The following is a 24948-nucleotide window of genomic DNA, read 5'->3' as shown; positions in this document are numbered from 1 at the left end:
CTAATCGGCTGAAAAATTTCCTCGCAAAACCGACTTTTTGAGCACGTAATTGCGAACTGAATGAAGGGGTGTGCAATCAGTTGAAGCAATCTATTTAATATTGAGTTACTTGAAATTGAATTTATACCCACTGAGGTTATATGCCTACTTAACGGTATATCTGAAAACAGATCTTCCAATGTTTCCTGTTCCATCTATACCCTCAACAACTACTTTATACTGGCCTTTCCCATCTGCATTGTAAAAATCGAAAGATGTTAATCCTGTAGCTTTATCCGTTACAACTTTTGGGTTCCAGTAAATGGTGGTACGTAAATCATTTCGGTTTAAATTTGCCGGAACATCATATTTAGGCATGTAGAATTGGCGCTCTTTATTATAACCTTGAGGAGAAAAAGTAAGTTCATAATATTTGGGAAGCATATCCATTAACTGGCTTTTAGAAATTTTTGTTCCTTTAGGTGCTTTTTTCTGGTTAATAACGATAACTCCGTTGATATTATTTGCCCTATTAACTAAACCAAGTTCATCTTTCAGAAAGATTTCTACTGATTCTACGCTTGAAGGGTCGATAGAAGCCAGTTGATTTACGTCCATAAGCATACCATTAATAAAAATACCCATTGGGGTTTTATTTCCTTGATTATAATCTCTTGTTACATAGAAAATGTTATCGATATAAGTTGTTCCAGTGGCCATTGTTTGCAGGCAATTTATAAGTAAGTTACATCCAGTTAGTCTGTCTCCCGTAATCTCATGGTCTGCAACAGCAGATAATCCAGTTAATGCAGGATAATCTTTATGGCTTACTTTAGGAATTGCCGCAGCTTTAATCGTTACATCTTTAAGAGTGTGCAGATATGCATATTGTTTTTTGCTATTATCTAAGTAGGTTGTTAGCGTGCTATCTATGTTAAGCACTTCATCTGCGCCGCTAAAATTTCTGCTAACGGAAGGTATTGGTGAACCGTTTAAGCTTAAAGTCATGTTTTTATAATTCACATTATACTTTGCTGTAATGGTTACTTTAGAAGAATCGTTAAATACCAGATTTGAAAATTTAAAATTTCCTACGGGGTCTGTAGTTCCTTCCATATTAATGCGTTTATCAGGAATGGTAAGGAGCAGCGCACCCTTTCTAACCGGGATGCCATTACTCAATCTTAAAATACCAGAAAATTCTATCCCTTGTTCAGGTAAAAATGTAATTTTTGGAAGTTTATTGGCAATAATATCAGTGTAGGAATAATTTCGATAACCTTGAGTTAGAAGAAGAATATCTAAATCTGCTGCTTTCTTCGCGTCAGGAACATTAAAATAATAGTTTGGCTTTTCGATATAACCTTTTAAATCACTGCTCAACAGTAAACCTGTAAAAATAGTACTTGCACCATCCTCATTAAATGGAACTTTAGTTTCATCAACAACCGATACCGAGAAGTTACCATCTACAGGTAAACCATCTTTTTTAGCGGCAAGGTTTATTTTAACTTTTTTCTTTATACCGTAAGAAACAGCAGGACTTGTTAAAGCTAGAGCTAAACCATTTTTATGCTGAACAAAAACGATTCTTTCGCTTAGTGGTTTACCGCTTTCTGTAAATAATGTAAACTGAGCAATGCCTGAAGGAAATTTAGCTTTAGAAACTGTTGTGCTATATTCTTTATTTGATAGTGCTGTTTGCGCACCGTAGCATATAACACCTTTGCTTTGCGCAATCACATAAAACTTTTTACCCTGATTTTGTTGAAAAAATGCATCGTTAGAAGCAATTTTTATAGCAATATTTTCATCATCGGTATTATTGATAACTATAGAAATACCCGAAGCTACAACTGCAGGAAGGTTTACAGTTTGTGTGGTTCCATCAGCATAAGTTAAACTCGCTTTATAGGTTTTGCCAGCTTCTGGCAGCATAGTAAAACTGCCCATGCCTAAATGTTGCGCAGTAAATGTGGCAACTTGTTTACCATCATTATCCGAAACAACACCTTTAGCATTTATACCCAAACCATCACTTTTAACAGCTTTGAATGCAACTTTGCCTGTTAGCCCTGCAACTAGATTTCCACCTTCGGGAAAAAACTGTACGTCTTTATTAATAATGGCATTTTTTAGCTGGAAGGTATTGTTTACTATATCTTTATCCGTTGTGTTAATACTTGTAATTAGTTCGCCTTTTTGTAGTTGATACTCTGCCTTTTGGTTAGCAGACATGCTAATTGTTAAATAGCCACTTGCATCAGTTGTACCTCTTCCTTTTGCGATGGATGTGTAACTGGTTACAACCTGCCAATTTACATTCCTGTTTGCATAAGGCTTGTTGTTTGAATCTTTGAACTGTATCCTGGCATCAATTTTCTCTTGCTTATCTGTTGATGTGTTTTTGTAAGATATATGAGTTTTAACTTCTTTATCAATTGCTTCACCTACATAAAATGTCTTATTAAAAAATGCTGGGTCATCAGCATTTAACATCCACATAGTATATGCTCTGATATGATAGTTTCCTTGTTTGTAATTCTCAATGGATAATGGAATGTTACCTTCAGCCAAACCGCCGTTTAGCGGAAGCTTTAAGGTTTGAATTAAAGAATCGCGTTGATTAATTACATCTACATAAATGATTTTACTTATTGCTGAAAGAAAATTTTGATTTTCGGTAACATAAGCTTTAAACCAAATTGTATCTGCTACTGCGTAATATGGTTTATCAAAATGAAGATAAATTTTCTCAGCAGGATAATCATTTAAAACTTTATTGGTTTTAGTTATTATGGTATTAATACTAACAGTATCAGTTTGTGCCGAGGCGGAAAAGTTTAGCAAATACAAAAAAGAAACTACAATAGATAGAATTCTAAAAATCTTCATGAACAGGAAATTAATTACTTAGGATGTAAATATATCCAAATATATATAGAGCGCATAACCTGCAAAAGGGTTTAACATTTTTTCACATAAAAAAGCCGATTTTACTTGTAGTAAAACCGGCTATTAACTTATGCTTTAAGATGGGAACTTATTTGCGCTCGATTAGAAATTCACCTAGCGGTCTACGTACTTTTTTAAGATTAACTAACCAATCGTTAGCCTCATCTCTATAACCTAGTGGCAATAATGTAACGCTTTTTAAACCTTGCTTGTTTAAACCCAAAAGCTCATCAAGTGCAGGTGCATTAAAGCCTTCCATTGGCGTCGAATCTACTTTTAATAAGGCAGCCTCTGCAAGTGCCATACCAAAACCAATATAAGCCTGACGAGCTGCGTGATTAAAGTTTTCTTCTGCAGGTCTTCCTAAAATCATTCCTTTAAGCTGTGCTTTGTAAGCATCAGTTGCAGAATCAGGTAACCCACGCTCCGCATTCATATAGCTAAAAAATGCATCGATGCCTTCTTCAGTATAATCTTCGAAAGCCGCAAAAACTAACAAATGAGAAGAATCTATAATTTGAGACTGATTAAATGCAATAGGTGCAATCTTTTCTTTTAATTCCTGATCTGTTATTACAATTACCTTAAAAGGTTGCAAACCCGATGAAGTTGGAGCCAAATGCGCAGCGGCGATAATTTTATCTACTTTTTCCTGTTCAACTGGTTGACCATTCATTTTTTTAACGGCATAACGCCAGTTTAATGCTTCTAATAAACTCATATTTTTATGTATTTTATTTTCAATTTAGGAAACAAATATCTGAAATAAGTTAAAATTGATTGTTGATGTATGGTAAGAAAAATGATTTAATATCTTAAAATTTACTGCGGATCAGTCTGATAAGATATTTATTTTCTATCAATAAATTTTAAATCTGTTCTAACTGGAAAATGATCAGAAAGCTTGGCCCTTGTAATTTGGTAATTTAGCACTTCAAAATCTTTGGATGTAGAAATATAATCTATCTGAAAATTAGGAAATTTTCCATTGTAAGTTTTGCCAAAGCCCGAGCCTTTTTCAGCAAATGTATTTTTTAAACCATCTGTTATTTGGTTTACAGCGTAAGAAGCAGGTGTGTCGTTAAAATCGCCTGCAATTAAATATGGCGTTTTACAGGCAGCCATTTCTTTTTTCATAATATCCACCTGATCACTTCTTTTAACAAAAGCATACCTAAGCATTTTTAAAATTCTTTTAGAAGCATATAATTTACCTCTGGTTTTTTTTGTTAGCTGATCGATGAATTCATAATCTTGAGGTTGAAAACTGATGGACTGAAAATGAACATTAAAAACCCTGAGCATTTTGCCATCAATATCTAAATCTGCATAAATGCTCATATTGTCACCGTGACCATCAAACATAATATCACCTTTGTTCTTAATAGGGTATTTAGAGAAAATCGCTAATCCAAAGGCTTCGTAAGTATTGTTTTCTACTGGTTTAAAATAGTAATATTTAGTGTTCAATAGTCTTTTCAAGCTATCAATGGTATTAAAATCGCCTTTGTGCCTAGTATAAAATTCTTGGAGACATATCACATCAGGGTTTTGTTCCTGTACAATCGTAAGCATTTTATCTTTAACAGATATGGTATTATTTTCTCCAAAAAGCTTAAAACTGTGCACATTATACGTCATTATTCTAATGCTACCTTCTTCTTTTTTTGATGTGCCTTCAATACCGCCAAAACCGAAAGTTGCATGAAGAGTCTTATATCCAATTGCAATTACAAAAATAATTACAATTGAAAATATCCATCTTTTTCTAACTGCCCACCAAATAAAAAAAAGAATACATATTAAAAGAGAATATGGATAGGCTAATGCGAAGTATGCTAATAAAATATTTTTTCGAGGATCTATGTTTCCTGCAATTGTTCCAAGCAACAGGGAAATAACCGCTACAACAGTTAGAGGCAGAAATATTTTGTCGAAAAAAGTATATTTAGAATTTGGCTTTGACATTTAATCTTTACTTGCTTTAAATAATTTTTCCTTCTCTGTCGCTGTCAATTTATCGTAGCCGGATGTTGATATTTTATCTAAAATTTCATCAATTTCTGTTTGTGAAACATCCTTAAAAGTAGGCTTTTTTATTGGCTGCTCATTTTTTACAACTCTTAATTTCGGGTTTTTCTCAAAAATTTTGCTCCAATCGCTACCATTTTGCAGGCTTTTAATGTAAGCAAACCCTAAAATTGCACCGCCAATATGTGCTAAACTACCACCAGCATTTGCTGATCCGATTGATAAAAAATCTAAAATGAAATAAACAAGTGCTATCCATTTAATTTTAACCTCACCAAAAAATAGCAACATTATGGTGTAATTGGGTACTAAGGTTGCTGCCGCAAATATAATTGCCATCACCGCTGCAGATGCACCAACTATGTTAGTATTTTCTAACGAACCAGAAAAAACCGGGAAAATATTTAAAAAGGCAACAGCAAATAAACCACCGAAAAGGCCACCCGACAGGTAAACAAAATGGAATTGCCTGCTTTTTAAGAAATTCATAAATATGTTTCCAAACCAGTATAAACCAAGCATATTAAAAAGAATATGGAAAATATCTGTATGAAAAAACATATACGTTAAAATGGTATAAAATCTTTCTGGTAAATTAGATAAGCTTGCTGGTAAACCAACATATTCAAACAACCACGATTTAAAACTTAAAGAACTGCCACTTAAAAAAACGAATATACCTGTTACTGCAGTTACCAAAAATAAAATAACATTTATACCAATATAAAAGAAAAGTGGATTGCCAGATTTGAAAATCTTAAATCTTAAATCTTTGAAAGTATTATTCATAAAGCGTGTAAAATGTATCGTTTTTGTCTTTCCAGATCTTAACCAGTATAAACCCAATTAAAGCACCGCCCAAATGTGCATAGTGTGCAATAGAATCTCCTTCAAATTGAGCAACACCTAAAGATAGTTCAACAAGAATATAAATTGGTATAATGTATTTTGCCTTAACAGGAACAGGAATAAACATAATATAAAGTTCTGCGTTAGGATAAAGCATACCAAAGGCTACTAATAAACCAAAAATTGCACCAGAAGCGCCTAGCATACCGCCGTAGTATATTGATCCCAGTGTTTGTACTTGAGATTGACTTGTAATTTCCTTCTGCCAACCATCAAACATGGTTACATGCCCTATTAATTGATGTACCTCAAAAGCTTGTACTGCCCACTGCAATGCTAAAGCGCCTAATCCAGTAATCAAGTAAAAAATGATAAACTTTTTTGCTCCCCATCGCGATTCTAACAAACTACCAAAAGAATATAAAGCAAACATATTAAAGAATATATGGGCAAATCCTCCATGCATAAACATGTAGCTTAAAGGTTGCCAAAATCTAAATTTGGGCGAATCAAAATAATAAACTGCAAGCGTATCTTCTAAGTTTATTATGCCTTGTTTCTGAAAAAGCCACGTAGCTGCAAAAAACAAAATGTTTATTATTAAAAGGTTTTTTACAACCGGTGGTATATATATGTTATTCATTTAATTGTGTCGTTTTTGGTATTTCGTCTTTCGTTTTCGCTCTACTCAACCTTAGTCTTTATTTTTTTTTCCTTCATCTTCGCCTCAACCTTCGCCTTAATCTCAACCTTAGCCATAACCCTCACCCTCTATTTCTCAAATTTTTTATCCAACTCAGTTAAAGTTATAGTTTGGATAATAGGCTTTCCACTCACTCCAAAGTTAGGAGTTTTGCAGGCGAAAAGTTCATCAATTAAAGTGTTCATTTCTTCTTGACCTAAAGCAGTACCAGCTTTTATTGCACTGTTTTTAGCTAAACTTCTTGCTAAGCTATCGCGTTTGGTTAATTTTAATTCTTGCTGTGTGTTTTTAAAGCCTTCAATCAGCTGTTCAAACAATTGTGTCTCATTAATGTTTGAGCTACCTAAATCAACAGGAATTCCTTCAACAACTAATGTGTTTTTTCCGAATTCCCGAACATCAAAACCTAAACTTTTTATATCCTCTAATAAACTTTTTGCCAATTCAAAGTCGTTTGCGTTAAGCGTTATGGTTTGTGGGAACAAGCTTTGCTGCGAGGCACCTTTTCTATCATCAAGATGTAGTAAGAAACGCTCGTAAAGGATGCGCTCATGTGCCATTTGCTGGTCGATAACCATTAAACCCGATTTGATTTGAGAAATAATATAACGATTATGCAACTGCATATATTGTTTCTGTTTTGTTTCTAAAACTGTATCATCGGTGTAAAATGTGGTTTGTTCAACCACTGGTTCTTTGGTTATTTCATAAAGCGAGCCCCAGTTTTTAGCACTAGGTTTTGCTTCATAATTTCTCGGCGATGATGAATAGCCAGAAACCGAATTTATCTCTGTAGCAAAGGGATTAAAATCAGGATTGAAATTTATGCTCGGTGGTATAATATCCTCAACCGCTTTTGGCGAAATCATATTGCTGAAACCTGTTTCCTGATCAAAATCTAAAGTCGGTGAAATGTTATACCTCCCAATTGAACGTTTAACAGCCGATTTTAAAATTGCATAAATAGATTTTTCATCCAGGTATTTGATTTCTGTTTTAGTTGGGTGAACATTTACATCAATCTTTGCCGGGTCTATCTCTATAAATAAAACGTAAAGCGGATAACTATCATCGGGCAATAAATCATCAAAAGCCGAGCTTACGGCATGATTTAAATATGGGTCTTTAATAAAGCGATTATTTACAAAAAAGAACTGTTCGCCTCTGGTTTTCTTTGCAAAAGCGGGTTTGCCAATATATCCTTTAACATTAATTATGGTTGTATCTTCCTCAACAGGAACTAAACGTTCATTATAATTATTGCCGAATATATGAACAATGCGCTGTTTTAGATTACCTTTCGGGAGGTTGAAAATCTCGGTGCCATCATGGTGTAAACTGAAAAAGACGGTAGGATGGGCCAATGCAACACGAGTAAATTCATCAATAATGTGGCGCATTTCTACCGGGTTACTTTTTAAGAAATTCCTTCTTGCAGGCGTATTAAAAAATAAGTTTTTGATAGAAATTTGTGTTCCTGGTGCTGTGGCAACAGGTTCTTGAGCGGTAACCAAAGCACCCTCAATTGTTATGCAACTACCAATTTCATCCTCATGCCTGCGGGTTTTCATTTCTACCTGAGCAATTGCAGCAATGGATGCCATTGCTTCGCCGCGAAAACCCATGGTGCGAATGGCAAATAAATCTTCCGCTTTTTTAACTTTTGATGTTGCATGGCGTTCGAAACACATTCTGGCATCGGTAACACTCATACCACAACCGTTATCAATTAACTGAATTAATGCTTTACCCGCATCTTTTATTAATAGCTGAATTTTATCTGCACCAGCATCGATAGAATTTTCTAGCAATTCTTTTACTGCAGAAGCAGGTCGTTGAACAACTTCTCCAGCAGCAATTTGATTGGCAACAGCATCAGGTAAGAGGTGAATAATATCAGTCATGTAATATGGCAAAGTGAATTTGCTAAATTATGCAAAATAAGCTTAAGGAATGCGTTTTGTTTAAAACTCAACATGTAAATGACTGTGGGTAAATATGATTAAAAATTTGTAACAAATGCCATAAAAATTAACTATTAACTATACAGTTCTTGCACATTGCTATCAGCACCTTGTATCCGCTTCTGGAGGGGACAAAGGGGAGGATTTTATATTAATATTCTTATCTTTTTTACATACTAATACCTAAAATTTCCTATAATTTAAGCTTTATTTTTTTAGAAATTATCGTTAGCATTTCATTGGGGTTTTACAGCCCTGCCAACCGCTGTAGTCCTCGTAGAAAAACTCGGGGCTGCCGCTATTGTCCAGTTTAAAAAACAGAGGGAAGGTTTTCTCGGTAAGTTTTTAGGGGCAAACTTATATTATCTTAATCTTATATGGTAAAGAATTATCTGCCTAACTTTGTGTTCTCTGTGAATTCCTTTGCGAACTCTGCGGTAAAATACATTTAAGGAGATTGAACTATTTTTTTTTAGAAAACAAGGGTAATAAGATTTCCTGAAACTGCAGCCCTGCCAACCGCTGTAACCCTCGTAGAAAAACTCAGGGCCGCCGTTATTGGCCAGTTTAAAAACGAAGGTTCGGTTTCTAAATGCAAAATTTTTTCCCTTTCTTTCGAGCGCAATAGAGAAATTTTTTTAATTTGAAAGTTTCGGTCTGTGGGGACACAGACCAAGGAAAAGAAATAAGCTTAAGAAATGCGTTTTGCTTAAAACTCAACATGTAAATGACTGTGGATAAATGCTTAAAATTGATTGTCGTAAAAATGACGTAAACAAGTCTTGTGTTAAATTTAATCTATAAACTTACATTTGCTCAAACGCTTAATCAACATCTTTATGAAATTATCAGATAAACTTAAAGAACTTCGTAGTCAACATGGATTTAGTCAGCAAGAATTAGCACGAAAAGCGCAGTTAAGCCTGAGAACCATACAGCGAATTGAATTAGATGAAACTGACCCCAGAGGAGATACTTTAATTAGAATTGCAGAAGCATTTAATCTGAAACCTGAAGATCTGAAAGTTCAAGCTGTGCAACGAGACAAGTACTTTCTACCAGTTTTAAATTTATCTGCATTGAGTTTTTTACTATTTCCTTTGTTAGGATTTATTATTCCTTTAATTTTATGGGTTTTAAAAAGAGATAAATACTCAGATGCTGATGGTAAAAGACTTTTGAATTTTCAAATTACCTGGAGCATCGGTTTAGTTATAATTTATTGTTTACTCATTTCTGGAAAAATGTTTCATTTTGGTTTTTTAGGTGGTATTGAAAGCATGTTCATTACTTTAGCCGCTTTATATATAATTAATTTTCTTTTAATTATTCTCAACACTTTTCTTTCGGTCAAAAACAAAAGACTTTTCTATCAACCCGCAATCCCTTTTTTACGATAAAGATTCAAAGTTTGTTTTCGAATTAATATAAACCTCACAGGGTTTTAAAACCTGCAAGGTTAGGTATTCGAGATTTTGTAAAATTCAATTTACACTGCAAACGATTTCAAATTTCTATCTTTATCGATATGAAATCATTCATTTACGCATTAATTTTAATCGCTTTTCTATCCTCTTGTGGCAAGGAGCAAGCCGATGTAATTGTTTACAACGCGAAGGTTTATACTGTAAATTCTAAATTCGACACCGTCGAAGCTTTCGCGGTAAAAGATGGCAAAATATTAGCTGTTGGTAAATCCGATGAAATCAGAAAGAAATATAAAGCTACAGATGAAATTGATGCAGCCGGGAAAGCTGTGTATCCTGGTTTTATAGATGCACATGCACATTTCTTTGGCTACGGACAAAGCCTTCAAACGGCAGATTTACGTGAAACAAAATCATGGGAAGAGGTAATTCAAAGATTAACAGCTTTTGCTAAAACACATCCTGATGGTTGGTTAATTGGTAATGGCTGGGACCAAAATGATTGGGAAGATAAAGCCTTTCCGACAAATAAAGTGCTAACAGAACTTTTCCCTAATCGTCCCGTTTTTTTAAATCGAATTGATGGCCATGCGGCAATTGCAAATCAAAAAGCTTTTGATGATGCCGGAATTAAATTCGAACAGAAATTAACAGGTGGTGATATGGTAACCGAAAATGGTAAACTTACCGGGCTTTTAATTGATAACGCCGTGGCTTTGGTCGAAAGTAAAATACCATCGCCCGATGCAAAACTTGCAGAAAAGATTTTAACTGATGCACAGCGAAATTGCTTTGCAGCTGGTTTAACAACTATTGATGATTGTGGGTTGGGTTTTGAAGCAGTTGATTTTATAGAGAAACTGCAAAAAGAAAATAAACTTAAAATGCGTTTATACGTAATGCTATCTGATGCGGAACCAAATTACAATTACTTATTTAAACGTGGCGCAATAAAAACCGATAGATTAAACGTACGTGCTTTTAAAGTTTATGCAGATGGCGCTTTGGGTTCTCGTGGTGCTTGTTTATTAAAGCCTTATACCGATATGCCACAGAAATCAGGTTTCTTATTAAGTGATATAAAACATTACCAGGAAGTAGCAGCGAAAATAGCTGAACATAACTTTCAGATGTGTACCCATGCTATTGGCGATTCTGCAAATCGTGTTATGCTGAAGATTTATAATAATGTTTTAAAAGGTAAAAACGACAAACGCTGGAGAATTGAACACGCACAGGTTGTTAATTCATATGATTTTGATTTGTTCGGAAAAGCAAGCATTATTCCTTCGGTGCAGCCAACACATGCAACATCAGATATGTATTGGGCCGGACAAAGGCTAGGTGCTCAACGTTTAAAAGATGCTTATGCTTACAAACAATTGCTAAAACAAAATGGTTGGATTCCTTTAGGAACTGATTTTCCGGTAGAAAACATTAATCCGTTATTAACGTTTTATGCTGCAACCGTGCGTGAAGATGCTAAGGGTTTTCCAAAAGGTGGTTTCCAGATGGAGAATGCTTTAACACCAGAAGAAGCGATAAAGGGAATGACCATTTGGGCTGCAAAAGCAAACTTCGAAGAAAATGAAAAAGGAAGCTTGGAAATAGGTAAGTTTGCTGATTTTGTAATTCTGGATAACGATATTTTAAAATCATCACCTCAAAAAATATTAAAAACGAAAGTATTAAAAACCTATTTGAACGGAGAAAAAGTATATGAAGCGAAATAGATTATTTATTCTGGCGGCAGCTAGTTTCTTTAACATTTTATGTTTAATGGCTTGTGCGCAAGAGCATGCTACAAATGAAAAAAAACTTTCTATTGCCAATACCATAACAAAATCAACTGTTTTATTAAATAACCAGGATAATATTGTTCCTTTAAAATCTCTTGATAAAAAAAATATAGCCTCCGTAAGTTTAAGTTTTACTTACAGCACCGTGTTTGATAGTTTGGCCAATAAATATGATAAGATTACATCGTTCTCTGCTGATTCTTTTAAAGACAGTTTGAATTTAAGTGATTTAGAGGATGATTTAAAATACTTTAATACTATTCTGGTTTCCATTGATGACCAGAATATTAGTAAGCCAAAATACATTAGCTTTATTAACAGTATAAGCAAAAGTAAATCTGTAATAATTTCTTATTTTGGAAATGGAACCGGATTAAAAGTTTTTGATAATTTAAAATCACCAGTTGTTTGGACTGCCCAAAATTCGGTGGATGCAGCAGCAATTGTTCCACAATATATTTTTGGAGGAATAGCTGCAACTAATAAACTTACTACTTCTTATTCTGCAAAATATACCATTGGTTCGGGCTCTGTAACAACAGCAACAAGGTTAAAATATACCGTTCCTGAAGACGCGGGCTTAAACTCAAATAATTTAAAAGAAATTGATGCCATTGCCGCTGAAGCAATCAGTCAGCGGGCAGCACCTGGAATGGTGGTTCTAGTGGCCAAAGATGGGAAAGTTATTTTTAACAAATCTTATGGAACCCATACTTACGATTCTACTTTACCTGATAAATTAACCGATATTTTTGATTTAGCATCTGTTACAAAAGTTACCGCAACAACACCATCGGTAATGCGGCTTTTTGAAGAAGGTAAATTAAAACTTGATACAAATATTGGTGCCTACATTCCAAAAGCCAGAATCACACCAATGAATAATATTCAGGTTCGAGAAGTAATGTTGCATCAGGCTGGTTTTATTCCATTTATTCCTTTTCACGATTACGTTAAAACGGGCGATTATAGTAGAGATTCTTCTGCCGCTTACCCAACAAAAGTTGCAGATAATTATTACATCAAAAAAGGATTTTTTAAGGATTTTATGTGGCCAAAAATGCTGAATTCGCCAATAAAAACTCGTGGTCAGTACGTTTATAGCGATATCAGTATGTACGTAATGAAGGATATTGTAGAGCATATCAGCGAAGAACCATTAAATCAATACGCTTATGAGAATTTTTATAAACCTTTAGGTATGCAAACTGCCGGGTTTTTACCAAGAAATCGTTTTAAAGCCGATCAGATTATACCAACTGAAGATGATAAGTATTTCAGGAAAACTTTGTTAATTGGTTACGTTCATGATCAGGGTGCAGCATTGGCTGGTGGTGTTTCTGGTCATGCAGGTTTGTTTTCCAGCGCAAATGACCTGGCCATAATTTATCAGATGCTATTAAATCGGGGTACTTATGGAGGTGAAGAATATTTTAAACCGGCAACGGTAGATATGTTTACCTCGAAACAATCGGCAGTTAGTCGTCGTGGTTTAGGTTTCGATCGTTGGGATCCCGATACGACAAAACATTATCCTTCAGATTTAGCTTCGCCACAAACCTACGGACATACCGGATATACCGGAACTTGTGTTTGGGTAGATCCATCACGAGGATTGGTTTACGTTTTTCTGTCAAACCGTGTTAACCCAACAGTAACCGATAAATTATCGAACTTAAAAGTTAGAGGTCGTATTCAGGATGTTGTGAATAAAGCCATTGATGAATCAAGGAAATAGTTTTGTCCTAAAGCTATAAGGTTTTTAAACCTTATAGGTTTGAAATTTACTCATCATCCAGCAAAGTAATACAACCTTCAGTAAGTTTCTTAATACGATCATCAAGCGAAGTTAAAGCTGCAGAATTTTTAGATGTTTGGTGTAAATAATTAATCATCTTTAGGGTTTCATCATCAGGATCGCAAGCATAAGATTTCTCTAAATAAGCAGTAGTTTTTTTTGCTAGCTTTTTATAGTCTTCAGTCAGTTTTGTATGTGTAGTTAAATCTTTAGCTTCGGCTGCAGCATTCATTTTTACAATTAAATCTTTACAGTTTTTGAAATAGTAATTGCCTAAAGCCAAATACGGAACGTAATAACCAGGTGTTAGCTGAATACTTTTTTCATAATATGGAATTGCCAGGTTCATTTGTTTGGTTTCTTCATATAACCTGCCCAAGTGGTAAGTTGCATTTGCAATTTGCTTCGCATTTAATTCTGAAGAGCGTTTTAAAACATCCGTAGCCAATGCAATCGCTTTAGGTCGTTCTGTTTCAGTCATTCTTATCATTGTATAATCCCAATACAAATCTTTAATGCTTGTGGATTGAGCAAAGATGAACGTTGTGTTCGTAAGTATAATGAGATTTATTAAAATGATTTTTTTCATGTAGTTAATATAAAAAATTAATTATTATGTAATATATATAAATTGATGTGTTCTTTTGGTGAATAGGTTAATTTTTATGTACATCTTTAAATTTGATCATATCAAGCAATCTCTGTTCCTTTTCGTTATCGAAACCGCATGAAGCTTTAAATTCTTTTGGATTCTCATAGGTCCCGAATAACATATCCCACCATACAATATCTCCATAATTATTACTGTGTTTTTCGTATTCATGATGAATTCGATGCATTTCTGGTCTCTGAAAAATGTAACCAATCCATTGTGGTGTTTTCACATTAGTATGGTAGAAAAATTCACCTAGTGCCGTGCATAGGGTATAAATTGCACCTGCTTCAGGGTTTAAACCTAATAAAGTATATACTAATAGGCTTCCTATTATCGAATTTACAATCATCTCTAAAGGATGTTTATAAAAAGAAGTAATCACTTCAAGTCGTTGCGGACTGTGGTGGATTTGATGGAAGCCCAGCCATAAAAAATCCAAAGTATGACGCCAGCGATGCCACCAATAAAAAATAAATGTGGCGATAAAATAAGCAATAATTCCACCGAGCCAATTAGGTACATAATTTGAAATATGGAATAAAGAAACTGAAGAAAGCCATTTTTCCCAGGTAAAACCAGCTAAAACAACAATGCCAAGCTGAATGAAGTTTACACCCAAAACTCTGATGGTCCAGGTTGATACGTTTGGCAATTTCCAGCCTGGCTTAATTCTTTCTAAAAGAAAACAGCCGCCGAATACGATAAAGATTATAACTAACATAGATTTTGAATTTGTTGTTCAAACCTACATGCTTAAAATCACCCAACTTTTGACAAAAGTCAAAAAATTATTTTTGTTTTCTAATCCTGCTAAGTGTTTCTTGTGATATACCCAAATACGATGCAATATGACCGAGCGATACCCTTTGAAATAACGCTGGATTACGTTCAACTAAATGTTCGTAGCGCTCTTTTGCACTATACATCCGCAAATCATTTGCCTGTATTTCATTTCGCATATGGTAAAATTCGGTTAATTTTCTTCCCGAAAAGTTAAATTCCATATACTTTAAATACATTTCATCTAACTTTTCTCTTTTAACGGCAATGAGTTTGCAATCTTCTAATGTTTCGATATATTCGAAACTTGGGTTGCCAGTGTAAAAGCTGTATACAGATATTAGCAGTTCATTTTCAAATAAAAACCAAGTATTGGTTTCCTTTCCTTCTTTGTTTAGGTAGTAAACTCTCGCAGCGCCTTTAACTACAAAATAAATGGTGTGGCTGCGTTCGCCAACGCTTAAAAGCTTAACTTTTTTATTAACCTCAATAACTTCGCTGTTATTAACAATAGCAACTTTCAATTCGTTACTTAGTGGATAAATGGATTTAAAAAGGTTGAATAAGTTTTGATAATCTCCGTATGTAATTATTTCTGACATAAATAAATTTTTAGCGGAATATAGTCTACATATTGGATGAGTAGCCAAATATATAATCTTTATACAACAAAAAAGCACCGACTTTTTGCCGATGCCTTTACTCAATTAAGTTTTATTCAGTGCTAAACTCCTCACATCCGTCTAAAAATTATTTCTTCAATCCAATCTCTCTTAATCTTTCATCAAGATATTCGCCAGCTGTCATATCGCTGTATATTTTCGGATGTTCGGCATCAATAGTTGATGGTAAACTTGTTAAATCCATGTCGCTACGCGGATGCAAGAAAAATGGCACCGAAAAGCGAGAAGTTTTCATCAGTTCGCGTGGTGGATTTACAACTCTATGGGTAGTCGATTTTAACTTGTTATTGGTTAAACGTTGCAACATATCGCCAACATTTACAACAATATCTGTATGATGCGCTTTAATTGGCAACCACTCATTGCTGCGGGTTAAAACTTCAAGTCCATCGGCACTTGCGCCAATTAACAATGTAATTAAATTAATATCTTCATGTGCTCCCGCACGCACAGCATCATCAGGAATAGTTTCCGGATTTTCGATAGGGAAATAGTGAATACCCCTTAAAATCGAATTTCCATTATGCACATGTTTATCAAAATAATCAATTGGCAATTCCAAATACGTAGCAATAGCACGTAAAAGATGGGTTCCATTTTCTTCTAATTTTTTGTAAGTATCACCTGTAACTTTATTAAAATTGGGTAACTCTTCCAAAACTTCATTATCAGGATATTCATTTTTAACAGGATCTCCATCTGTAACGTTCTGGCCAATTTGCCAAAACTCTTTTAAATCTGGTGTTTTGGCACCTTTTGCAGTTTCTTTACCTGCGCTAGTATAACCACGTTGACCAGCTAATTCTGGCTTTTCGTACTTCCTTTTGGTTTCTGTTGGCAAAGAGAAAGCAGCTTTAATGTTTTCGTAAAGTTTATCAATTAACTCCTGACTTAAACCATGATTGGTAATGGTTACAAAACCCGAATCGTTAAAAGCTCTGCCAAGCTCATCAGAAAACTTTTTGCGCTCTTCTTTGGTTCCGTTGATATATGAACCCAAATCTAGACATGGAATATAGGGTGTAGACATAATTTTATATTTTAATATTATACGAATTTAAAAAAGAATTGTTAATAAGTGTTTAGGTGATAAAATTTAGCTTTATAAAATTTTAATTATCAATATTTTAAGTTACTAACATCAACAGTAGAATCCACAAAATGTTGTAATTGTCATGCAAAATCAATTATTAATTGGATAGAAACTTTCGATAACTTTATTTCGTAATATAGTAGATGAAAAGCTAAATTATTTTGTAAAAGCTTTCGAAAAATCAACACACAAACAACATGAAACGAATAATTTTAATTTTATTATCGGTATTGGCCTTAAATCAGGCTAATGCACAGGGTAAGAAAACCGAAAAGGCAACTTTTGGTATGGGTTGCTTTTGGTGTACAGAAGCTATATTTCAAAAATTGAAAGGTGTAGTTTCAGTAAAATCGGGTTACGAAGGCGGTAAAGTTGCTGATCCTACATACGAAGAAGTTTGTACAGGTTTTACTGGTCATGCCGAGGTTTTGGAGATTACATATAACCCGATGCAAATAACTTACAAAGATTTATTGGAAGTTTTTTGGAAAAGCCACGATCCGACAACGTTAAATCGCCAAGGTGCAGATAGTGGCACGCAATACCGTTCAGTTATTTTTTACCATACTCAAGACCAAAAAGAATTAGCCGAAAAATATAAAGCAGAGTTAAATGCTACAAATGCTTATGGTAAAAAGGTGGTAACTGCAATTGAAGCTGCAAAACCTTTCTATGTTGCCGAAAGTTATCATCAAAATTACTACAAAAACAATGCTGATGCGCCATATTGCAGGTTAGTGATTTTACCAAAATTAGAAAAATTGGAAAAAGTATTTAAAGCAAAGCTAAAGAATTAAGCTTCTTTTGAGTCTTTAAATTGATGCTCAAAGTAGAAATATCAGATGATAGTATTTCTACTTTGAGCATTTTGTTTTGCCATAGTTTACTGGTTTTTGAAGTTTAAACTTGATTGAAGTGAAAAGCCCACAGCGAAGCGAGGACTTGAAATGAAAAAGCAGGACGGACATTAATTGAAAAACAGGTTTTGCTTTTCAAATTATTAAAAATGTTAATAGAAAATCATAACTCAAACAATACAATTTTAAAGGTTTTAACTTTCTAAATAATATTACATTTGCAATATGAATACCGGCTTACAGCTTTACAATACGCTTTCTCGTAAAAAAGAACAATTCCAGCCCTTAAATGCGCCCAATGTTGGGATGTATGTTTGCGGACCAACAGTTTACAGCGATGTGCATTTAGGCAACTGCCGCACATTTATGTCTTTCGATTTAATTTTCAGGTACCTGAAATATTCTGGTTTTAAGGTTCGTTATGTTCGCAATATCACCGATGCTGGCCATTTAGAAGGAGATAGAGATGAAGGCGATGATAAATTTGCAAAACGGGCAAAGTTAGAGCAATTGGAGCCAATGGAAATTGTACAAAAGTACACACTTGGTTTTCATGATGTTATGCGGATGTTTAATACTTTACCGCCAAGCATAGAACCAACAGCTACCGGGCATATTATTGAACAAATTGAGATGATAAAAGTTATTATCGAAAATGGATATGGATATGAAATTGGAGGAAATGTTTATTTCGATGTAGAAAAATATAGCAAAGAATATAACTATACAATACTGACCAACCGAAACCTTGAAGACATGCTGAATAACACCCGTGAATTGGGCGGACAGGATGAGAAACGAGGCCGATTGGATTTTGCACTTTGGATTAAAGCAAAGCCTGAAACTTTAATGCAATGGCAATCGCCTTGGGGGAGGGGTTTTCCGGGTTGGCATATCGAATGTTCGGCAATGAGTGCTAAATATTTAGGTGCTGAATTTGATATTCATGGCGGCGGAATGGATTTAGCGGCTACGCATCATACCAACGAAATTGCGCAGTCTGAAGCTTGCAGTCATCAACAGCCAGCACGTTTCTGGATGCACACCAATATGCTTACTGTAAACGGAACGCGAATGTCTAAATCGGCAGGAAATGGTTTTCTACCCTTGCAATTATTTACTGGCGACCATCCTTTGTTAAAAAAAGGATATAGCCCGATGACAGTTAAGTTTTTTATGATGCAGGCGCATTATCGTAGCACATTAGATTTTTCTAATGATGCGCTTGATGCCTCTGAAAAAGGTTTCCGGCGTTTAATGGCGGCAGTTAGTTTGTTGGATAAGTTGACCACTTCTGAAGCGAACGAATTTAATATTGATACCTTAAAAGTGAATTGCGTTAATGCAATGAACGACGATTTTAACAGTCCGGTTTTAATTGCTGAACTTTTCGAAGCGGTTCGAATTATCAATACTGTGTATGATGGCAATGGCAAAATTTCAGCTTCTGAACTAGAAAAATTGAAGGCATTAATTAACGATTTCGTTTTTGACATTCTAGGCTTAAAGGATGAAGAATCTGATAATTTAGAATTGAACAGCGTTTTGGAAATGGTTATCGATTTACGTAAAGAAGCGAAGGAAAATAAAGACTACGCTACCTCAGACAAAATAAGAATTGGATTACAAGAATTAGGGATTCAACTTAAAGATAGCAAAGAGGGCACAACCTGGAGTAAATCTTAGTTAGCACCCAACCTCAGCCTTAATCTCAACCTCAACTTCCCATGAATAAAAAACTTTTAATACTGCCTGTAATTGCTATACTTGGTTTTCAGGCATGTAAAGACGAAAAAAAAACGGAACAAACTGAAACTGTTACGCAAGCTGTAAAATTGGTTTCGCCAGAATTTAACGCTGATTCTGCTTTCGCTTATACTAAAGTTCAGGTAGATTTTGGCCCGAGAATTCCAGGTACGGCTGCTCATCAAAAATGTGCCGATTATCTGGTTGCCAAATTAAAATCGTTCGGTGCAGAAGTAAAAATTCAAGGCTCTAAAACCATTACTTATGATGGTAAAAACTATCAGATGAAAAATATATTGGCAAGTTTTGGCTCAGAAAAAAAGAATCGCGTTTTAGTTACAGCCCATTGGGATGCTCGTCCGTTTTCAGATCAGGATACCGATACTACTAAACATAATAAGCCTTTTGATGCAGCAAATGATGCCGGAAGTGGTGTAGCTGTTATTCTAGAAATGGCTCGTCAAATGCAGCAAAAACAGCCAAATATTGGTATCGATTTCGTTTTGTGGGATTTGGAAGATTACGGAAAAGCAAATGATGAAACGCCGGATGAAACAACATGGTGTTTAGGATCTCAATACTGGTCAAAGAATGCAATAGCTACAGGATATAAGGCAATGTATGGAATTAACCTGGATATGGTTGGAGGTGGAAATGCTCAATTTACTCAAGATGAAATTTCCCGTCAGTCTGCTCCCAGTATAGTTAACAAAATTTGGAATATTGGTAGTGAGATTGGATACTCATCCTATTTTGTAAGTATTCCAAGTGGCAAACTGGTTGATGATCATTTTTGGATGAATAAAGCAGGTGTACCTTCAGTTGATATTATTCATTACAACGACAATAGCGGTTTCTATATCAATTGGCATACACAACTTGATAATTTGGCAAACATTGATAAAAATACATTAAAAGCAACTGGTCAAACCGTACTTGAAACCATCTATCGAGAAAAGTAAAATGTTCAATTGTTAATTACTTTTAGAAACATACCTTAAAGAAAAATTTATATTCGCCATTACCTTATTAAAAACACAAATGAAACAATTATTTTCAACCACTGTAGCAGTTGCTTTGGCTTTAAGTTCTTTTGCTCAAAAAAGTGATGGAACTACTAAATCGCTTGTAAACGCAGAAAAAGAATTTGCAAAATCGATTACTAAAAAAGGAGATAAAGATTCTTATATAGAATATTCATCCGCAAATACTTTAGTTTTCAGGCCAAATCCTGTTAGTGCTAAAACATTTTATGCAGGTCAGGCAAAAGGTATGAACGAAGTAAGTTGGGAGCCAAATCTTGCCAAAGTATCTCGCAGCGGAGATTTAGGTTTTACTACAGGGAATTACGAAATTGGTAAAACAGATAAAAAATATGGTCAATATCTTTCTATTTGGAAAGCTGAGAATGGAACATGGAAGTTAGCTATTGATTTAGGAACTGAAAGTAATAAACCGCTGGAAAAAACGACTATTAGATTTGAAGAGCCTAAAGACCGTTATATTCCGAAATTTCTGAATGAAAAGGATCAAAAAGCAAGTAAAGATGTTATTCTTACAACAGAAAAAACACTTAATACCTTTCTTAAAACACATGGAATTGCTGCATTTGGCGGTTTTTTAACTGCCGATGCCCGTTTGTTATTTCCAGGTAACAATGCTATAGATGGTAAGGAAAAAATTCTTTCATTTTTTAATGGAATGATTAGTAAAATTAATTTAAAAACAACAGGTGTTGATAAAGCATTAGGAAGTGATTTGGCTTATACCTATGGTATTGCAACAGTTGATTATAAAGCCGATTTGCGCGAAAGCTTTAATTATGTGTTTGTTTACCAAAAAGCTGCTGATGCAAGTTGGAATTTAATTGTTCAGGCTTTTGTACCCGCAGATAGATAATATTTAATGTGAATTTTGAAAAGGGCTATCCGTAAAAAGAAAGCCCTTTTTTTATACCTAAAATCTTTAATTTTGCGTTTATTCCTAAAACGAATTTCATGTATAAAAAAACACTTCTTTTACCAATATTTATTTTAATATTCATAGCTGCTTCTGCACAAAAACAAAAATTCGATTTGCAAGGAAAAGCTGGTGCTCGTGGTATAATGCCCGAAAACACAATTCGAGGCATGCTAAAAGCATTAGATTTAGGTGTAAGTACTTTGGAAATGGATGCTGTTATTTCGAAGGATAAACAAGTTGTATTATCGCAAGAACCTTATTTCAATAATGAAATTTCTCTTCAGCCTAACGGAAAAGCCATCACTCTAAAAAATCAAAAAGACTTCAATATCTATAAAATGAATTATGAGGAGATTAAGAAGTTTGATGTTGGAAGTAAAGTTCACAGCCGTTTTCCTGGCCAAATGAAATTTAAGGCTTCCAAACCTTTGCTTTCAGAAACCATTGATGCTGTTGAAGATTATGTTAAAGAAAATAAACTGGCTAAACCTGTTTACAGTATAGAAACTAAAACAATTAAAAATGGTGATAATGAGTTTCAACCCGAACCCGCAGAATTTGTTGATTTGATTATGGATGTTGTAAATGCTAAAAAGATTTCTAAAAGAGTAATAATCGAATCTTTTGATATGCGAACGTTGCAGTATTTGCATGAAAAATACCCAAAGATTCAGACATCGCTATTAATAGACGAGAAAGAACCATTTGAAGATTACATTGAAAAATTAGGTTTCAAACCAACAATTTATAGTCCTTATTCTGTTTTAGTTGGTAAAGGTTTGGTAGATCGCTGCCATGCAATGGGTATTAAAATTATTCCATGGACGGTAAATACAGTTAAAGAAATTAAATATTTTAAAAGCTTAGGTGTAGATGGAATTATAACAGATTATCCTAATCTTATCGGACAGATTAAATAACAAAATACGGATATAAAGATAAATGCGCTGACCAAATCAGCGCATTTATTTTTTTAAATATCTATCTAAATAATTTTAGTGTTGCGGTGCAGGTTCTGTTTTTTCGTGAGCCGGCATTTCTGTTTTGTCATGTGATGAAGTAGATTCTTCTTCATGTTGAAAAATTGGTCTGGTAAACACAACGCAAAGAATTAATACAATAATCCATGCGGTTAATGGTAAAGCCCAAATGCCTGTTGTTTGCTGAACTGGTGCGTGTGAATCGTGCGCTGACATATCGAATATTTTGATTTAAAAATTTATGCTTTGTAAATTGAGTGGTAAAGATAATAACAATTTTAAAATATAAAGATTTGACTTTAATTTCTGTGCGAATAGATTTACAACAAATCCTTTATAATTTTTTCTATTGATAAACTTTCCGCTTCTGCACGATAGTTACGTACAATACGATGGCGTAGAATGGGTTCTGCAACAGCCTGAACATCTTCAATATCTGGCGCATACTTTCCTGAAATTGCTGCATGGCATTTAGCGCCTAAAACTAAAAATTGCGAAGCTCTTGGACCAGCGCCCCAGCTGATGTATTTGTTAATAGCATCTGTAGCAAATTCACTATTCGGACGGGTTTTAGCGGCAAGTTTAACAGCATATTCTAAAACGTTATCCGTAACAGGAATATCTCTAATCAGTTTCTGGAAATATTGAATATCATCTGCATGAATAATTTTTTGCAGCTGAATTGTTTTGTTACTTGTGGTGTTTTTTACAATCGTTAATTCATCTGCAAAAGCAGGATAGTTTAACTGAATGTTGAACATAAAGCGATCTAATTGCGCTTCGGGAAGGGGATAAGTGCCTTCTTGCTCAATAGGATTTTGTGTTGCCAAAACAAAAAATGGTTTTGGTAAAATATGCGTTTGGCCTGCAGCCGTTACAGATTTCTCTTGCATGGCTTCTAATAAAGCAGCTTGAGTTTTTGGCGGTGTGCGGTTAATCTCATCAGCCAATATGATGTTTGAAAAAACAGGTCCTTTAATAAATTTAAAGTGCCTGTCTTCTCCTAATATCTCTGCTCCGATAATATCGCTTGGCATTAAATCGGGTGTAAATTGAATTCTGTTAAAATCAAGATCTAAAACCGATGCTACAGTTTGTACAAGTAAAGTTTTTGCTAATCCTGGTACACCAACCAACAAACAATGTCCGTTACTAAAAATGGCGATTAAAACAGATTTTATAATATCATCCTGCCCAATTACAACTTTGCTTATTTCGGCTTTTATATTGTTGAAAGATTGATGAAGTGCATCTACAGCTTCTACTTCGTTATTGTACTGCATCGGCATTTACTTGGTTTCAGTAGTTTTCTTAGTCCAGATTTTTAATTCAGGACAAGTTTCAAATTCATCATCAATTTTGATAAATGTGCTTTCACGACGTTTTTCGAACCACTCGCTCAATGTACGATTAATTTTATCTGCTTGTGCCGCATCTCTTATTTTCGGAAAATCCTGTGCTAAATTAGCTTTGTGAGGCGGGATTTTCGATTTCAAATATAATAAACGGTAACCTTGTTTCCCATCCGCTCCTGTAAATAGGTTTGGTTTTGAAATGCTGCCAACTTTCATGGTATCAATCACTAAAAATATAGATGGGTCTAACTTATATAAAGGAATAAAGGTACTTCTTGATTGCACATCCTCTGCATTAAGCATCATTCCGCCGTTATATTTAGTTTCTTTATTATCAGAATATAAATTAGCTGCCGCGGCGAAACTTAATTTTTTAGCCATTAAATTGTTGTAAATACTATCCGCGTGGAGTTTTACTCTGTCTAAACTTGATTGAGTGCTTTTTGGCATGATTAAAATGTGGCGTGCATGAACCTGTTCACCACGGCGCTCAATTACCTGTAAAATATGGAAACCAAATTCTGTTTCAAATACAGGAGACATTTCACCAGCTTTAAGTTTAAAAGCCCATGAAGTGAACTCTTTAGCCATCTGGTTTCTATCGAAGAAACCCAAATCGCCTCCATCTCCAACTGAACCCGGATCTTCTGAATAAGCTTTTGCTAAAGCGCCAAAATCTTCACCACCCTTTATTCGCAAACGTAAAGCCTCAATTTTATCGCGAAATCTTTCTTTCTCCGCTTTTGTTAACTGAGGATTTAAAATTACTTCACCAACCTCAACTTCTGTGTTGAATTCTGGAACACTATCGCCCAAAGATTTGAAATACTTTTCAACCTCCATTGGCGTAACATTAATGTGTTCGGTAATTTTACTCTGCATTTTCTGGGCCTGCAATTCATCTTTTATCGAAGGCCTCATTTCATCTTTATATTGCAATAAAGATTTATTTAAAAACGATTCTAAACGCTCCTGGCCACCGGCACGTTGCATCATCGTACGCATTCTTCTGTTTACTTCATCATCTACCTGATTGTCTTCTACCATAACTGAATCTATTTCTGCTTGTTGTTTAAGCAGTTTTTGTGTTAAAGTTTGCTGTAAAATCATACATTTAATACTTGGGTTAGGTTGATTTCCCTGGTATAAATATTGTGTGTATTGTTGGTTTAAATCGGATAATAAAATAATACCATTACCTACTACAGCAGCAACTTTATCTACGTTATTTTTTTGAGCATAGCTATTTAAAAACAAGCTAATCAAACCAGTTACTACTAAAAAAACTTTCTTCATTCTGTTTATTATATTTTGCAAATTTAATACTAATGG

At 34.5% G+C, this 24948-nt stretch carries 21 protein-coding genes; 8 read left to right on the top strand and 13 right to left on the bottom strand.

Annotated features, from left to right (window positions below; translation table 11 throughout):
• Positions 1-144: 144 nt before the first annotated feature.
• The 6 genes from IEV50_RS01045 to mutL form a co-directional block, all read right to left on the bottom strand.
• Complete coding sequence (locus IEV50_RS01045) at positions 145-2874, bottom strand: alpha-2-macroglobulin family protein (RefSeq protein ID WP_229746579.1); 2730 nt, start codon at positions 2872-2874, stop codon at positions 145-147.
• Positions 2875-3022: 148 nt separating this feature from the next.
• On the bottom strand, positions 3023-3655 hold the full coding sequence (locus IEV50_RS01040) for a nitroreductase family protein (RefSeq protein WP_188411403.1): 633 nt from the start codon (positions 3653-3655) through the stop codon (positions 3023-3025).
• A gap of 128 nt (positions 3656-3783) precedes the next feature.
• On the bottom strand, positions 3784-4902 hold the full coding sequence (locus IEV50_RS01035; protein WP_188411402.1) for an endonuclease/exonuclease/phosphatase family protein: 1119 nt from the start codon (positions 4900-4902) through the stop codon (positions 3784-3786).
• Positions 4903-5754 carry a rhomboid family protein gene (locus IEV50_RS01030; RefSeq protein WP_188411401.1) on the bottom strand — a complete coding sequence of 284 codons (852 nt, stop codon included), beginning with the start codon at positions 5752-5754 and terminating at the stop codon, positions 4903-4905. It lies immediately after the preceding gene.
• Positions 5747-6457 carry a rhomboid family intramembrane serine protease gene (locus IEV50_RS01025; RefSeq protein ID WP_188411400.1) on the bottom strand — a complete coding sequence of 237 codons (711 nt, stop codon included), beginning with the start codon at positions 6455-6457 and terminating at the stop codon, positions 5747-5749. Before IEV50_RS01025 ends, IEV50_RS01030 begins: the two co-directional genes overlap by 8 nt.
• 128 nt (positions 6458-6585) lie before the next feature.
• A complete protein-coding gene (gene mutL, locus IEV50_RS01020; protein ID WP_188411399.1) occupies positions 6586-8421 on the bottom strand; it encodes a DNA mismatch repair endonuclease MutL in 1836 nt (611 codons plus the stop codon).
• A gap of 899 nt (positions 8422-9320) precedes the next feature.
• On the opposite strand from mutL, the gene IEV50_RS01015 reads away from it, so the two are divergent.
• The 3 genes from IEV50_RS01015 (at position 9321) to IEV50_RS01005 (ending at position 13445) form a co-directional block, all read left to right on the top strand.
• Positions 9321-9881: a helix-turn-helix domain-containing protein gene (locus IEV50_RS01015; RefSeq protein WP_188411398.1), complete on the top strand. Its 561-nt coding sequence runs from the start codon at positions 9321-9323 to the stop codon at positions 9879-9881.
• Between the two features lie 128 nt (positions 9882-10009).
• Positions 10010-11641, top strand: a complete 1632-nt coding sequence (locus tag IEV50_RS01010; RefSeq protein WP_188411397.1) for an amidohydrolase — start codon at positions 10010-10012, stop codon at positions 11639-11641.
• A complete protein-coding gene (locus IEV50_RS01005; RefSeq protein ID WP_188411396.1) occupies positions 11628-13445 on the top strand; it encodes a serine hydrolase domain-containing protein in 1818 nt (605 codons plus the stop codon). Before IEV50_RS01010 ends, IEV50_RS01005 begins: the two co-directional genes overlap by 14 nt.
• A 46-nt stretch (positions 13446-13491) precedes the next feature.
• Here IEV50_RS01005 and IEV50_RS01000 read toward each other — a convergent pair whose 3' ends face one another.
• The 4 genes from IEV50_RS01000 to IEV50_RS00985 all read right to left on the bottom strand — a co-directional run bounded on the left by IEV50_RS01000 (position 13492) and on the right by IEV50_RS00985 (position 16653).
• On the bottom strand, positions 13492-14094 hold the full coding sequence (locus tag IEV50_RS01000) for a hypothetical protein (protein ID WP_188411395.1): 603 nt from the start codon (positions 14092-14094) through the stop codon (positions 13492-13494).
• Between the two features lie 67 nt (positions 14095-14161).
• Positions 14162-14881 carry a sterol desaturase family protein gene (locus IEV50_RS00995; protein ID WP_188411394.1) on the bottom strand — a complete coding sequence of 240 codons (720 nt, stop codon included), beginning with the start codon at positions 14879-14881 and terminating at the stop codon, positions 14162-14164.
• 67 nt (positions 14882-14948) lie between these two features.
• Positions 14949-15542: a Crp/Fnr family transcriptional regulator gene (locus tag IEV50_RS00990; RefSeq protein WP_188411393.1), complete on the bottom strand. Its 594-nt coding sequence runs from the start codon at positions 15540-15542 to the stop codon at positions 14949-14951.
• Positions 15543-15690: 148 nt separating this feature from the next.
• Positions 15691-16653: an isopenicillin N synthase family dioxygenase gene (locus IEV50_RS00985; RefSeq protein ID WP_188411392.1), complete on the bottom strand. Its 963-nt coding sequence runs from the start codon at positions 16651-16653 to the stop codon at positions 15691-15693.
• Positions 16654-16913: 260 nt separating this feature from the next.
• On the opposite strand from IEV50_RS00985, the gene msrA reads away from it, so the two are divergent.
• The 5 genes from msrA (at position 16914) to IEV50_RS00960 (ending at position 22201) form a co-directional block, all read left to right on the top strand.
• On the top strand, positions 16914-17513 hold the full coding sequence (gene msrA, locus IEV50_RS00980; RefSeq protein WP_188411391.1) for a peptide-methionine (S)-S-oxide reductase MsrA: 600 nt from the start codon (positions 16914-16916) through the stop codon (positions 17511-17513).
• Between the two features lie 285 nt (positions 17514-17798).
• On the top strand, positions 17799-19259 hold the full coding sequence (gene cysS / locus IEV50_RS00975; protein WP_188411390.1) for a cysteine--tRNA ligase: 1461 nt from the start codon (positions 17799-17801) through the stop codon (positions 19257-19259).
• Positions 19260-19300: 41 nt separating this feature from the next.
• Positions 19301-20281 carry a M28 family peptidase gene (locus tag IEV50_RS00970; protein WP_188411389.1) on the top strand — a complete coding sequence of 327 codons (981 nt, stop codon included), beginning with the start codon at positions 19301-19303 and terminating at the stop codon, positions 20279-20281.
• Between the two features lie 79 nt (positions 20282-20360).
• On the top strand, positions 20361-21218 hold the full coding sequence (locus IEV50_RS00965) for a nuclear transport factor 2 family protein (RefSeq protein ID WP_188411388.1): 858 nt from the start codon (positions 20361-20363) through the stop codon (positions 21216-21218).
• A gap of 98 nt (positions 21219-21316) precedes the next feature.
• Complete coding sequence (locus IEV50_RS00960; RefSeq protein WP_188411387.1) at positions 21317-22201, top strand: glycerophosphodiester phosphodiesterase family protein; 885 nt, start codon at positions 21317-21319, stop codon at positions 22199-22201.
• 75 nt (positions 22202-22276) lie between these two features.
• On the opposite strand, the gene IEV50_RS00955 is transcribed toward IEV50_RS00960, so the two are convergent.
• The 3 genes from IEV50_RS00955 to IEV50_RS00945 form a co-directional block, all read right to left on the bottom strand.
• On the bottom strand, positions 22277-22477 hold the full coding sequence (locus IEV50_RS00955; RefSeq protein ID WP_188411386.1) for a hypothetical protein: 201 nt from the start codon (positions 22475-22477) through the stop codon (positions 22277-22279).
• Between the two features lie 104 nt (positions 22478-22581).
• Complete coding sequence (locus IEV50_RS00950; protein ID WP_188411385.1) at positions 22582-23544, bottom strand: AAA family ATPase; 963 nt, start codon at positions 23542-23544, stop codon at positions 22582-22584.
• A 6-nt stretch (positions 23545-23550) separates the two neighbouring features.
• A complete protein-coding gene (locus IEV50_RS00945; RefSeq protein ID WP_188411384.1) occupies positions 23551-24912 on the bottom strand; it encodes a peptidylprolyl isomerase in 1362 nt (453 codons plus the stop codon).
• Positions 24913-24948 lie beyond the last annotated feature (36 nt).

It is taken from the genome of Pedobacter mendelii, from assembly GCF_014635725.1.
Taxonomy (GTDB): Bacteria; Bacteroidota; Bacteroidia; order Sphingobacteriales; family Sphingobacteriaceae; genus Pedobacter; species Pedobacter mendelii.
This window is presented reverse-complemented; position numbering and strand designations above follow the sequence as displayed.

What these genes read in the sequence shown, in the direction of transcription:
- IEV50_RS01045 (WP_229746579.1), bottom strand. Translation starts at nt 2,874, where the DNA reads ATGAAGATTTTTAGAATTCTATCTATTGTAGTTTCTTTTTTGTATTTG.
- IEV50_RS01040 (WP_188411403.1), bottom strand. Translation starts at nt 3,655, where the DNA reads ATGAGTTTATTAGAAGCATTAAACTGGCGTTATGCCGTTAAAAAAATG.
- IEV50_RS01035 (WP_188411402.1), bottom strand. Translation starts at nt 4,902, where the DNA reads ATGTCAAAGCCAAATTCTAAATATACTTTTTTCGACAAAATATTTCTG.
- IEV50_RS01030 (WP_188411401.1), bottom strand. Translation starts at nt 5,754, where the DNA reads ATGAATAATACTTTCAAAGATTTAAGATTTAAGATTTTCAAATCTGGC.
- IEV50_RS01025 (WP_188411400.1), bottom strand. Translation starts at nt 6,457, where the DNA reads ATGAATAACATATATATACCACCGGTTGTAAAAAACCTTTTAATAATA.
- mutL (WP_188411399.1), bottom strand. Translation starts at nt 8,421, where the DNA reads ATGACTGATATTATTCACCTCTTACCTGATGCTGTTGCCAATCAAATT.
- IEV50_RS01015 (WP_188411398.1), top strand. Translation starts at nt 9,321, where the DNA reads ATGAAATTATCAGATAAACTTAAAGAACTTCGTAGTCAACATGGATTT.
- IEV50_RS01010 (WP_188411397.1), top strand. Translation starts at nt 10,010, where the DNA reads ATGAAATCATTCATTTACGCATTAATTTTAATCGCTTTTCTATCCTCT.
- IEV50_RS01005 (WP_188411396.1), top strand. Translation starts at nt 11,628, where the DNA reads ATGAAGCGAAATAGATTATTTATTCTGGCGGCAGCTAGTTTCTTTAAC.
- IEV50_RS01000 (WP_188411395.1), bottom strand. Translation starts at nt 14,094, where the DNA reads ATGAAAAAAATCATTTTAATAAATCTCATTATACTTACGAACACAACG.
- IEV50_RS00995 (WP_188411394.1), bottom strand. Translation starts at nt 14,881, where the DNA reads ATGTTAGTTATAATCTTTATCGTATTCGGCGGCTGTTTTCTTTTAGAA.
- IEV50_RS00990 (WP_188411393.1), bottom strand. Translation starts at nt 15,542, where the DNA reads ATGTCAGAAATAATTACATACGGAGATTATCAAAACTTATTCAACCTT.
- IEV50_RS00985 (WP_188411392.1), bottom strand. Translation starts at nt 16,653, where the DNA reads ATGTCTACACCCTATATTCCATGTCTAGATTTGGGTTCATATATCAAC.
- msrA (WP_188411391.1), top strand. Translation starts at nt 16,914, where the DNA reads ATGAAACGAATAATTTTAATTTTATTATCGGTATTGGCCTTAAATCAG.
- cysS (WP_188411390.1), top strand. Translation starts at nt 17,799, where the DNA reads ATGAATACCGGCTTACAGCTTTACAATACGCTTTCTCGTAAAAAAGAA.
- IEV50_RS00970 (WP_188411389.1), top strand. Translation starts at nt 19,301, where the DNA reads ATGAATAAAAAACTTTTAATACTGCCTGTAATTGCTATACTTGGTTTT.
- IEV50_RS00965 (WP_188411388.1), top strand. Translation starts at nt 20,361, where the DNA reads ATGAAACAATTATTTTCAACCACTGTAGCAGTTGCTTTGGCTTTAAGT.
- IEV50_RS00960 (WP_188411387.1), top strand. Translation starts at nt 21,317, where the DNA reads ATGTATAAAAAAACACTTCTTTTACCAATATTTATTTTAATATTCATA.
- IEV50_RS00955 (WP_188411386.1), bottom strand. Translation starts at nt 22,477, where the DNA reads ATGTCAGCGCACGATTCACACGCACCAGTTCAGCAAACAACAGGCATT.
- IEV50_RS00950 (WP_188411385.1), bottom strand. Translation starts at nt 23,544, where the DNA reads ATGCAGTACAATAACGAAGTAGAAGCTGTAGATGCACTTCATCAATCT.
- IEV50_RS00945 (WP_188411384.1), bottom strand. Translation starts at nt 24,912, where the DNA reads ATGAAGAAAGTTTTTTTAGTAGTAACTGGTTTGATTAGCTTGTTTTTA.